A 12,816-nucleotide genomic window follows, 5' to 3' on the forward strand; every position below is an offset into this window, starting at 1 on the left:
TAAGCTAGTTGACAACGTTCACTAAGACCATTTACAATCAATCACAATCATATTTGATTAAACGGTTAACCACAAGGAAAAATTTTGGAGGACTGATTTTTATGAAGAGTACCTTTCAAGATTTGATGGATGCTGCCGGTCGGATGGGCACGTTCAAAGAGACCATTATTGAGCGTGTGATCGAAGAAAATGCCGAGTACTGGGCGATGTACATGGAAACGGAACTGCTGCCTGGTGAATGGGTGAAAACGTTTTTATGGTTAGGCTTTCCAAAAGGTGCACAGGCTAATCCGGCTGTCATGCACATTCATGGCGGGGGCAGTCAGACGCTTAATCTTGACCATGTTAAGCATTTGGTGAGTCAAGGCTATGTTGCGCTAGGCTATGATTGGAAGGAAGAAATCAGCGGGGCGGACCGATTTAGCGATTTGGCAAATATGCCACTTTCTGATATGGAAGATGAATATGACCCTTTGCAATCGGTCATGCTAACGAGAGTCATTCATGCTAAGAAAATGGTTACTTGGTTAAGCTTGCGTGATGAGGTTGATCCTCATCGGATTGGCGTATTTGGTATATCCAGAGGCGGTACCATTACGTGGCTGCTGAATGCGTGGGACGATCGGCTGAAGGCAGCTGTTCCGATTTACGGCTGCGGGAAGCATTTGGCTCCTGGAAGGCTGAATCGTAATATCCGTAAGGCACATAGCTTAGAGGATACCTTGGAATGGAACAGCATGTTGGACGGTGTAACGTTAGCTTCGCGCCAGCAGGCGCCTGTTCTGGTGATGTCAGCCACCAATGACTACTGGGGCTGGATGGACGCCATTTGTGAGGCAGCGGTTCAAATCCCGCAGGCAAATCGAGGCTTATTTTTCGCGGCTAACCAGAATCATCAGCTCGACCCATGGGCTGGGAAAACGCTGGATCACTGGCTCGCTGTGCATGTAAAAGGGGAAGGACAGAAGCGGCAAGCGCCGCGCGTCACCTTCAGCCTTTCAACCACAGAAGGATATGACAGCCTGCGTGCGCATGCTATTTTAGAGGCGTCATCCATGCTCCCTGAGAAACTCCGCTTTAGTTGGTCTTGGTGGGACTTCAGCGAGGTGCTTCCGCCGGGCAGGTACTGGCAAGTTGTAGAGGTGGATGCTTCCGCAGAAGCTAGTATTGAGATTCCCGTGGTGGATCCACAAATAAGCGGCTACATGTACATAGATGCCGTATTCGCCGATGGCGTCAAAACGAGCTCTTTTCCCGTTCGTTTCTCACCAGCGTATATCGGGGTGAATCGTACGATAGAGAAGTCCAGTCACATGCTGCTTGCCGACTTCTCCAAGGGTCTTGATGGATGGAGCTGCCCATTCATGCGAACGGAGCCCTATGATGCAGCATTTCAATATGCCTTTCTTGAGCATCCGCAGGGAGGCAAAGCCTTGGGCATGGATGAGCCGGGAATCCCATTTGAGCTAGCGACGAATAAGCTTGTGGATCCGATGATGGCCAGCTTAAGTGATGCGAATACACTTCAGCTCCAGCTGTACAATGAACTTCCTGGGCATTGGGTCGTCACCCTGCTATACCGTCCTGATCAAGCGGGCCAAAAAATGTGGACCCATGAGCTCACCGTAAACCCGGGGTGGTCGGAGTTTGACTTACGTCGCAGCGCGTTTCACAGCGAGGAAGGAACGGAGCTTCCCTACTGGGATAAAGCGCATAGAATCGTGATTTCCTTCCAAGGGTTAGCTGAAATAGGTCCCAGAGGAAGTGCTGCGATTGGCAAAATTTTATTCATTTAGGAAAAAAACATAGATTGACACCGTTTTCATATTAAGATATTCTTAGTTTGCAACATTGCTTAATCGGTTAACCAGCTTGATTAATCGGTTAACCATCGTAAGTAGGTAGAAAGGGGTTGAATCCGATCGCATGAGTGCCAAATTGAAACAAATATGGACTGACAAAACGCTTTACTTAATGCTGCTCCCTGGCTTGCTCTATTTTATTATCTTTCACGTATGGCCGATTATTGAGATGAAACTAGCCTTCTATGATTTTCGGATTATGGGGGATAACGTTTTTGTAGGATTCAAATATTTCCGAGAATTATTCAGCACACCGATCTTTGCTCAAGTTATTAAAAATACATTAATCATCAGCGCGATGAAAATGTTTCTGATTTTTCCGATTCCGATCATTTTCGCTCTAATGCTGAATGAGTTTATGAATGGCAAGTTCCGCAAAGCGGTGCAAGTCATTTCATACTTACCCCACTTTCTATCCTGGGTTGTTATCGCGGGGATTTGGTTTGAGTTTCTTTCCAAGTCAACGGGTGCAGTGAATGGATTAATTCAGTTCTTCGGCTTCCCGGCGCAAGACTTTCTAACGGATAAAGATTCCATTCGCTGGGTGCTTGTCGCAAGTGAAGCATGGCGTAACATTGGTTGGGATTCGATTATCTTCCTTGCTGCCATTCTTGGGATTAATCAAAGTCTCTACGAAGCGGCGTATGTCGATGGAGCAAGTCGTTGGCACATTATTACCCGCGTGGTGATTCCGCATCTGTATGTACCGATGGTGACCATCTTCATCCTAAACGTTGGTTTTATTATGAATGCGGGTCTGGATCAGGTGTTAAACTTCACGAACGATTCCGTCAATAGTCAGATCGATATCATTGATACTTACGTGTACCGCGTTGGTTTAATTAACGGACAATATTCATTTGCCACAGCGGCGAATTTGTTCAAAAGCGCGATTGGCGTTGTGCTCGTTCTTTCTACACATTTCATTTCCAAAAAACTCACCTCAAAAGGTGCATGGTAAGGAGGCAGTTTCATGGTAGGTAGAAAAATTACCGTACCCAAGTTGTTGATCGGGGCCATATTATCCGTCCTTACATTGACGATGTTTGTACCGATTATGAACATTTTTGCTAAAGCGTTCTCCAACCCTGATAAAGTTCGCTTCATTCACGGCTATGATATTTGGCCAAAGGGCTTCTCACTTATCCACTTTCAAGTTGTATTCAGTAATGAATTGATCGGCAGGGCGCTTGCGAACTCTTTGTTTATCACCATCGTCGGAACAATCTCTAGTGTTTTCTTTACGACGATTACAGCCTATGTGTTAACTCGTAAAAACTTGGTGGGTAAAACACCGCTGATGATTTTCCTCATCATTATTATGATTTTCGAGCCTGGAATCGTGCAGGAGTATATGGTGATCAAAGACCTTCATTTACTTGATAGTCTCTGGGCTATGGTGATCTACCGTACGATTAACGTGTTCTACCTTATCATTATGATGCGCTTCATTGAGGAGATTCCTGAATCTTTGTTGGAAGCCGCTAAGATCGATGGGGCCGGGCATATGCGAATATTTACTCAAATCGTTTTGCCGCTATCCAAAATACCGATCCTGACCATCAGCATGTTCTATATTGTCGCTAGATGGAATGAGTTCTTTAAATCAAGCATTTTCCTTTCCAGTCGTGAAAATACAGTTCTACAAGTACTTCTCAGACAGTTCATCGTAGAAGGTGATACCTCGGCGTTGGTGGGGTCAACCAATCTATTGGAAAACAACACCATTGCTCAGCTCGATTTCTCAGCTTTAAAGGCAGCGACCATTGTTATCGCGATGATCCCGATTCTTGTGCTATATCCCATTATTCTCAAGCATTTTGCGAAGGGTGTAATGGAAGGCGGCGTTAAAGAATAGATGCTTACCACTTAAGCCTTTGCTTAAGCTGCCAGTATTCTGGCGAAAAACTTTTAGGAGGAACATACAATGAAAAAAGTGCTACTTACGTCGGTTGCAGCGTTAATGATGCTAACCACAGCGTGCAGTTCCGGGGGGAACAAAACAACTGAAACAACGTCGCCTGCAGCAACAAATGCAGCGTCACAAGGTCCAGTAACACTTAGCATTGTAGCGAAAGATTTCGCGGCAGACGATCCTAACGTTCAAAAGTTGGTAAAAGGCATTGAAGAAGGTATGAAAGCAGAAGGCAAAAACATTAAGCTGCAAATCGTACCGGTACAAAGCGGAACATATTCCGAAAAATTAGGACTTTTATTGCAAGGTGGTAATATCCCTGACTTGATGTACTTCCAAGGTGGCGACTATCAATTTGCGATTACGCAAAAAATCCTAACAGATTTGACGCCTTACATTGACAAGTCCACACATGTGAAAGCTTCGATGAGCGATTACAACAAAGAAAGAATGAAAAATTACCCTTACTTGTTGTGGCTATCCCCAATTAACAGTGCCGTACCAGTTGTCCGCACGGATTGGTTGGATAAAACAGCGTCTGGTAAAGAAGTATTAGCGAACCCAACACCAGATAACTACTACACGTTCTTTAAAGAATTGAAAGATAAAAACGGCGCGAAATACGCCTATACAACAGCTGGCAACTTAGATGAGCTAGATGTGATCTTTGGACAAGCATTTGGCGTAACATCCACATGGTTGAAAGGTGCAGATGGCAAGTACGTATATGGCAAAACAAGCGCAGCTGAGAAAGAAAAATTGGCCTTTTATGCGAAGTTGTACAAAGATGGTTTGCTGGATCCGGAATATTTGACGAAAAAGTTTGATACGAAAGAGAAAGCTTTCTATGATGGCCAAGCAGCGGTTGTCGCTGGTACACAAGGTAAAGTTATTGATATTTATAACACGAAAATGACAGGGCAAAATGGCGCAAATGCAAAGCTAACTCCGCTTCCACCTGCAAAAGGAAAAGGACAAGGCTATACGCCGGTTGATATCAGTAAAGAAAGCCGTGGATTCGCGATTTCCGCTGGTTCCAAGAATAAAGACGCAGCTTTCTCAGTACTTGAGTATATGGCTAGTCCAAAAGGACAATTGCTGGACAAGCTCGGTATTGAAGGTCAAGAATACACAATCGTTGATAACAAAATTAAACTAACAGATAAATTCGCTTCTTGGTTCCCGCATTTCGTAGAGTCCACAAGCAACTTCAAACCGGACAAAGCGTTTGACCCAGCGACGCCTTACCTATCAGCACCGGCAGTGAAATCTTTGGAAATGTTCACTTCCATGTCTACCAAAGACAATGCGTTTATTATGCCTGCTGACTTGGCAGCGAAATGGGATGCAGCGCTTGCGGTATACAAAGGATTTGCGGCTGATGTTGTAACAGGTAAGAAAACAGTAGCAGATTTCGATAAGTTCGTAGAGCAATGGAACGCAGCTGGCGGTAAAGATGTTACAGAATACGCAAATAAAACGATTAAATAAATAGAACTGCAAAGTGTGGGGCAGGGATGCCTCACACTCCCTGTAGAGGGAGTGGAGAGAAATGATTACTTTTGCTGAGAGAGTTAAAGGTGTAGTGTTCGGTACAGCTTATGGCGATGCTATGGGCGCTGTTGTTGAGAAGTTAACGTATGGTGAGATTAAAAGCAGGTACGGCCGCGTAGATACCACGATGACGAAGTGGTGGAAAGCGGATTGGCCGGAAGCTGCAAGGCTTGGCCGAATGAGAGGCGAAGGTATCGTGACTGACGATACATTAATGACGCTTGCTCTGATGAACGTGTATTGCACGGAACAGCGTCATCTGGACGCTTATGATCTTGCCAATGAGTTCGTGAAGGAAATCGCCTTCCGACCTAGATATATTCCGGAGTTTGGTAAAGAAGCTTTAATTATGGATAGACTCTTCTATCCAGAGAAACACATTTTCAATCGCCATGTGCTTGCGAATTGCGAGCCTCGCGAAGGCGGATACGGCAACATGGTTAACTGCGGCGCGGCTATGTATATTGCTCCAATCGGAATTGTTAACGCATGTAATCCGAAAGCAGCTTACGATGAAGCCATTCTATTTGCTTCCGGGCATCAAGTCAGCTATGGCTTAGAAGCGGCCGGTGTAATGGCTGCCTGTGTGGCCCAAGCGTTCGTACCGGGCACAACGGTGCAAGATATCGTGGATACGGCTTTGCGCTATGCCAAGGATGGCACCAAAAAGGCGATTCAAGACATCTGCCAAGCAGCAGCAGAGCTGAAACAAGAGAAAGAAGATCGCGATAAAGTCGTCGCTCGTTTTCATGCAGTTATTGCTCATTATTCTCCTATGGGAGACGATGTGACGCGAAGCATTGATAAAGTAGGCATTCCTTCCAATCATTATACGCCTAGTCGTTTGTTTGCTATTGAAGAGCTTCCCCTAGCTTTAGCTTATATCGTTTTACATGATGGCAATATGCTGGAAGCTGTGAAAGACGGTGTCAGCTCTGGCCGCGATACCGATTCGATCGGTGTCATGATCGGTGCCATTCTCGGCGGGATGCAAGGTGTAGCCGCGATCCCAGAGTCGGAGATTGCCGTGTTGGAATCTGCGAACAAGCAAGACATCGCGCACAATTGTGATCGTTTTGTCGATGCTGCAACAGCGATTATTACAGAAGATTTAGAAATAAATATGCGAAGACAAGATCAACTTCGTTTTAAATAAATAAAGGCGGGTGTTTGGTGTGATACCATCAAATTATTTGGAGAAATTATATGCCGGCTACTTGGGCATGAACATTGGCATCAGGATCGGTGCGCCTGTTGAGCCAACGATTTGGACATATGAAAGAATTAGAGATACTTATGGTGAAATCACCGACTATGTTAAAGATTATAAAAATTTCGCTGCAGACGATGATGCGAATGGTCCTTTCTACTTCTTAAGAGCACTCTATGATGATGCAAAAGATCGCGATATTACGCCGAATGATGTTGCTCGTGCTTGGCTGAACTACACGCGTGAGGGCATTGGTATGTTCTGGTGGGGCGGTTATGGGATTAGTACAGAGCATACGGCTTACATCAATTTGAAAAAAGGAGTTCCAGCTCCTCAATCGGGTTCGATTGAACAAAATGGTCTAATTATGGCTGAGCAAATTGGCGGTCAAATCTTTATCGATACGTGGGGCTTAGTGAACCCAGGTAATCCGAAGAAAGCTGCTGATTTCGGTGAGGCTGCTGCTCGTGTATCCCATGATGGCGAAGGCGTTTACGGCGCTAGATTTTTCTGCGCGGCGATTTCTGCCGCTTTTGAAACGAGTAACATTAATGAGATCATCGAAGCAGGTCTTGCTCAAATTCCTGCTGAGTCTACGTATAACAAAGTGGCAAGAGCTGTACTGAAATTCCACGCAGAGAACCCAGGCGATTTCCGAGCTTGCCGCGATATGCTTGAGCGGGATTGGGGCTACGATAAATACAGAGGCGTATGCCACATGATTCCGAATGCTGGTGTATGTATTTTGTCCATGATCTATGGTCAAGGTGATTTCAATCGTACGGTTGAAATCGCAACGATGTGCGGCTGGGATACGGATTGTAACGCAGGTAACGTAGGTACGGTTCTAGGGGTTGCTTGTGGGATTTCGGGTATTGCTGATAAATATCGCAAGCCAATCAACGATTCCATCGTGATGTCAGGGATTTCAGGTTACTTAAATATCTTGGATATTCCTACGTACGCGAAAGAACTTGCGATCCTTGGTTATAGACTAGCTGGTGAGGCTTGTCCGCAAGAGTTGAAGGATAGCTTTGTTGAAGATGAAATCTATTTTGATTTCGATCTGCCAGGTTCCACGCATAACTTCCGTGTATCCGATCCGTTCTTCTGTATGACGAAGCATTCTTCGGAGAAAGCATTTAAAGGTAAGGGTTCCCTTGAAGTCGTATTTGACCGTATGACGCGTGGCGAGCTGTCCAAAATTTACTATAAGCCTTTCTACACACGTGATGAATTCAGTGATGAAAGATATTCCCCTGTATTCTCACCAAAAGCTTTCTCGGGTCAAACGGTATCCATGAAAATTTATCTCGACCAATGGGGCGGGAATGAATTGATGGGGGTTGCTCCTTACGTACGATTGGCTAACAGCAAGAAAGAGTTAGTGCAGGGTTATGTGAAGCTGGTAAACAATGATTGGCTGCATCTTGAATTCCAAATTCCAGACTCCGAAGGTGAATTGATCGACGAAGTTGGGATCGTATTGGAAGCTTACTCGACACGTAAACCGAAAAGTCTAGGACGTATTTTCATTGACCAGTTCAGAATTTATGGTAAAGCGGATTATACGATTGACTTTGCTAAGCAAGCGGTCAATTTCGGCTGTATCACACCGTTTGCTCATAATTTAGGCGCATGGAGCATTGAAAATGGTGCGATGTACCTCATGACGGCGGAAACAGCAGAAGCTTACACAGGTGCGTACTTCGCCAAGGATTATAGCTATACCGTCAATGTAAAGCCTCATGTAGGTCTATCCCATTTGGCAGCTGTTCGAGCACAAGGTGCAATGCGCGGTTATCATGTTGGCTTTGACGGAGAGAACGAAGTTTCCTTCTATATCAATGATTTTGGGTTCAAGAAGCTAGCAAGCGTATCTTACCCTTGGCAGCATGAGCAAGATTATGTTTTCAAAGTGACTGTACAAGGAAGTACAATTACTCTATATATTAATGAAGAAGAAGTGATAAAGCATACCGATAACACCTTTGAATATGGTATGTTTGGTGTTAGTACAATTGCTGCGGCAAGGACATCTTATAGCAACATAAGATTAACCGAGATTTAGTAAGATGACACCGCTGGGATGGTAGCTGATAGAGGCCATTTCAGCGGTTTCCCTTATGCTGTCAGCCAATTGATGCATTAGAAACTTGATGGCGAATTGGGGATGGGATGAGAACATGGTTCGAGAGAAAAAACCTACATTAAAAGAAATTGCCGAGCTTGCGGGTGTAACCAAAGCGACGGTTTCAATGGTGCTGAATAATACAGGAAGAGTCAGTCAAGAGCTGCGGGAAAAAGTGAAACGGCTTGCCGATGAGCTTGATTATCGTCCCAATGTTATTGCTCAAGGCTTGGCTCGTCAGCATATGAAGCTGATCGGCATGGTGATTCCGTCATTTCATGATGACTTTAGTCATGAGGTGTTTTTGGGCATTGAAAATTATGCCAAAGAGCGCGGTTACAAAATCTTAGTAGGACTCACGAACAATGAAGGTGAAGCAGAGGACAGCATTATTGAAGAGTTTTTACAGCTGAATAGTGCGGGGCTGATCATTCATCCTTCTCCCAATGTTGACAGTAAAGAGCGCATGTATCAGAAGCTTCAGCAAGAGAAGGTTCCTTTTGTATTTTATACGCGTTATCCCATAGATGGTAATACCGATTATAACCGTGTCCTCTGTGACGATGTGCTTGGAGGAAGGTTAGCTACAGAGCATTTGCTTGAAAAAGGTCATAAACGGATCGCTTTTTATACGAATCGATATGTCAAGCATACGAATGACTCCATCAATAAGAAAACAGGGTATGAGTTAGCACATAAAGAAGCTGGCCTGGCAGTGGATCCGCAGCTTTCGGTCAGCTCGGATATGTTTTCCGCTGACAAACCGATCAGTGACTGGGTTCGGGCGCATCAAGTAACGGCCATATTCGTATCAACGGACTATACCGCGATTAATATCATGGAAAGGCTGCAAAATAGCGGCATTCGGATTCCTGAGGATGTGGCGATTGTCGGCTACGATGATATTCGTATGGCTAAGTTATGTACTCCTAAGCTGACAACCGTTCGAGTGCCTAAGAAGGAAATCGGAATGAAAGCAGCGGAGCTGGTATTGTCGATGATTGAGCATCCGATCCTGCGTCACAAACATGAAACGATCGAGACGCCAGAGCTGGTGGTCAGAAGGAGCAGTTAAGCCTATGGAAACAAAGTTTGTACGAAACCGCGTTGAAAAAGTAAGACGTTCTACCCTTATTGTCCCTGGCAATGTGGAACGCTTTATTCAGAAAGCAGTAACGCGCGGTGCAGATACAGTACAGCTTGATTTGGAAGATAGTGTTCCTATCGAGCAGAAGGACATCGGCCGTCAGATGGTGCGTGAAGCCCTGAACACGATGCCTTTAACTTCTACACAAATCAATGTGCGATTAAACAATGAGTGGGACATGTGTGAGAAGGATTTAACTTGCAGTGTCGCTCCGCGGCTGCACAGTGTAACCATTCCTAAAGTGGAAGATGTCGATATTATTCGTAACGTTGAGGCGAAATTGACAGATTTGGAACGGGAGCGCGGCTTGTCTGCAGGACATACAGAAATCTCGATTCTGATTGAATCCGCACTAGGATTGTCTCGCTTAGGCGAACTGCTTGCGGCGAGTGATCGCATTAGCACGGTAACGCTCGGGAATGAAGATTTCTGTCTCGATTTGGGGATTGAAGCCTCATCGACAGGCGAGGAGCTATTTCCGTATTATGCGCAAGTTGTTTTGCAAGCACGCATTCATCAGGTAATGCCGCTTGGTTTCGTGTCTTCAATTGCGGACTTTCGGAATTTAGATAACTTCAGACGTTTAGCGGAAAAAAGTAAGCAACTCGGCTTTATGGGCAGCTCCTGCATTCATCCAGATCAAGTAGCTATTCTGAACGAGGTGTACACGCCGCGGCAGGAAGAGATCGAGAGAGCAATGGGCATTGTTCAAGCCTATGAAGAAGCTGAGCAGCAGGGCAGATCGTCCTGTTCCTATATGGGTAAAATGGTAGATCCCCCCGTTTATTTGCGGGCGCAATTATTACTGAAACGCAACACGATTCTGGTAGGCAAGGAGTGAGTGACAAATGAATACAGCTATCGGGCGGATGTTGAATCCGTTATCCATCGCGGTCGTCGGTGCCAGTGAGAAAATGAATTACGGTGGCCGCTTAATGAAAAATTTACTGACGCAAGGTTACGCGGGGCAATTATTTCCCGTCAATCCAACAAGCAAAGAAATTTTCGGCGTACCTTGTTACGCTTCACTTGATGATATCCAGGCAGAGATCGATTTGGCTGTCATTATTGTAAAAGCAGAGCTAGTCGAGTCACTGCTTGCACAATGTGAAGCAAAAAAAGTCGGTTCTGTCTTGATTATTAGCGCCGGGTTTAGAGAGGCGGGAACAGAGGCAGGCGAACAGCGCGAGCGTATGTTAACCGCATGGTCAGAACGCACAGGTATCCCAATCTGTGGACCTAACTGCTTGGGGATTAGCTCCAGCACGGCTAACATGTGGGCGAGTTCAGCTTCCTCCATCGGTGAAAGTAAGCGTGCCGGCGGATCTGTCGGTCTTATTTCACATAGCGGCGCTACGGCGTTCGGTCCTTTGCTGAATCGTGCCAATGATTACGGAGTTGGCTACCGCTACATCGTTTCCACCGGCAATGAAGCAAGTGTCTCAATGACACAGTTTGCCGATTTCATGCTGGACGATCCGGATGTGACTGCAGTAGGATTATTCATTGAAGGCATCAAAGATGGTAAAGCCTTCGCTAAGCTTGCGGATAAAGCACTTAAGCTGGGCAAACCGCTTATTACGCTGAAGATTGGTGAATCTGCTGTAGGACAAAAAGCAGCAGCAAGCCACACTGCTTCGATGACTGGCGATCAGCAAGTATTCGATGCTTTCTGCCGTCAAAAAGGCATCCTAGCAGCGAAAGATTACGAAGAGTTCATCGCGCTTGTGAAGAGCAGTGAATATAGCAAACCGCTTACGGGGCGTCGCTTCGCGGTATTATCGCATTCCGGCGGCATCGGCGGGTTTGTTGGCGACAAAATGGGTGCTGTAGGACTAAGTGTACCTCAGCTCCAAGCAAATACTGTTTCCCGCATTGATACGCTGCTGACTGGATTCGGAACGGCGAACAATCCGCTCGATTTGTCCGGTACGATGCAAACGGAACAAATTCTGGAGATCCATGCCGCGCTTGAAGACGAGGCAGAATTGAACGGAATTGTATACGCAACCCACGGGAAATCTCCGTTAACAGAACGCCTTGGCGCGCTGGATCGTTCATCCAATAAGCCGTTGTTCTGGTTGTGGACAGGAAGTCTGGAAGATCCGGAATTGCAAGCTGTTAAGAAGCTGCCAATACCGCTCTTCTTTAATCCGAAGCAATTAGCTTCCACGCTTACACGTTTGGTCGAATTTTATGAGCGTTCACAAGGTGCTGAATTAAGCGAAGAGCTTGCAGCCAATCGTACGACGATAGATGGCGCGGCGCAATTGCAGGAATTTGCGAAGATGACGAGTTCGTTGACACTGACGGAGATCGAAGGCAAGCAAGTGCTTCAATCGGTCGGGATCTCCGTGCCAGAGAGCTATTTCTTAGCGGTGGATGGCGATATCGAGTCGTTCCTAACGTCCATACCTTTTGATGGCAAACGCTATGTGGCAAAGCTTGTTTCACGAACAATTACGCACAAAAGCGATAGCGGCGGCGTAGCTTTGAACTTGAAACAGCCGGAGCAGGTGCGGGAATTCTTTGAGCGTCGCATTCAGCAAGGTGCAGACACAGCTGATGTAGATGGTATGCTGTTGGAGGAAATGGTCGGCGACAAAATCGAGTTGATCCTGGGGTCGACAAATGATCCGATCTTCGGACCTGTTGTTCTGATCGGTCTTGGCGGTGTACTCACCGAGCTGTTCCAACTCGTTACTTGGCGTGTGGCTCCTTTCGACAAAGAGGAAGCGAAGCGCATGCTCGGCGAAATTAAGGGGCTTGAGAAGTATTTGCAAGGCTTCCGCAACATACCTGAAACGGATATGGATGCTTTACTTGATACCTTGGTCACTTTCTCCTACTGGGTATATGAGCAGCAGGATACGATTGAAAGTGTCGAGATTAATCCGCTTGCTGTATTACCGAAAGGTGAAGGGGTTAACGCGCTCGATTGTGTCATTACATTGAAATCAGATACTGAGCAAGCGGTGTACAGCGAAATCTAGGGGG

Annotated in this window: 9 protein-coding genes; all 9 read left to right on the forward strand. The window is 45.8% G+C overall.

The window, feature by feature from the left end; translation table 11 throughout:
- Positions 1 to 101 precede the first annotated feature (101 nt).
- The 9 genes from AC58UX_RS30090 (at position 102) to AC58UX_RS30130 (ending at position 12,812) form a co-directional block, all read left to right on the forward strand.
- The gene (locus tag AC58UX_RS30090; RefSeq protein ID WP_497259708.1) at positions 102 to 1,796 is read left to right on the forward strand and encodes a dienelactone hydrolase family protein; all 1,695 of its coding nucleotides are present in this window, start codon (positions 102 to 104) and stop codon (positions 1,794 to 1,796) included.
- Between the two features lie 130 nt (positions 1,797 to 1,926).
- On the forward strand, positions 1,927 to 2,823 hold the full coding sequence (locus tag AC58UX_RS30095) for an ABC transporter permease (protein ID WP_497259710.1): 897 nt from the start codon (positions 1,927 to 1,929) through the stop codon (positions 2,821 to 2,823).
- Positions 2,824 to 2,835: 12 nt separating this feature from the next.
- Positions 2,836 to 3,720 carry a carbohydrate ABC transporter permease gene (locus AC58UX_RS30100; RefSeq protein WP_497259712.1) on the forward strand — a complete coding sequence of 295 codons (885 nt, stop codon included), beginning with the start codon at positions 2,836 to 2,838 and terminating at the stop codon, positions 3,718 to 3,720.
- A 69-nt stretch (positions 3,721 to 3,789) separates the two neighbouring features.
- Entirely contained in the window at positions 3,790 to 5,268 is a 1,479-nt protein-coding gene (locus tag AC58UX_RS30105; protein WP_497259714.1) for an extracellular solute-binding protein, read from the forward strand.
- 61 nt (positions 5,269 to 5,329) lie between these two features.
- Positions 5,330 to 6,487 carry an ADP-ribosylglycohydrolase family protein gene (locus AC58UX_RS30110; protein WP_497259716.1) on the forward strand — a complete coding sequence of 386 codons (1,158 nt, stop codon included), beginning with the start codon at positions 5,330 to 5,332 and terminating at the stop codon, positions 6,485 to 6,487.
- Positions 6,488 to 6,506: 19 nt separating this feature from the next.
- Entirely contained in the window at positions 6,507 to 8,612 is a 2,106-nt protein-coding gene (locus tag AC58UX_RS30115; protein WP_497259718.1) for an ADP-ribosylglycohydrolase family protein, read from the forward strand.
- Between the two features lie 115 nt (positions 8,613 to 8,727).
- Positions 8,728 to 9,747, forward strand: a complete 1,020-nt coding sequence (locus tag AC58UX_RS30120) for a LacI family DNA-binding transcriptional regulator (protein WP_497259720.1) — start codon at positions 8,728 to 8,730, stop codon at positions 9,745 to 9,747.
- Between the two features lie 4 nt (positions 9,748 to 9,751).
- A complete protein-coding gene (locus tag AC58UX_RS30125; RefSeq protein WP_497259722.1) occupies positions 9,752 to 10,660 on the forward strand; it encodes an HpcH/HpaI aldolase/citrate lyase family protein in 909 nt (302 codons plus the stop codon).
- 7 nt (positions 10,661 to 10,667) lie between these two features.
- A complete protein-coding gene (locus AC58UX_RS30130; RefSeq protein ID WP_497259724.1) occupies positions 10,668 to 12,812 on the forward strand; it encodes an acetate--CoA ligase family protein in 2,145 nt (714 codons plus the stop codon).
- Positions 12,813 to 12,816 lie beyond the last annotated feature (4 nt).

Source organism: Paenibacillus sp. J22P90 (assembly GCF_059692195.1).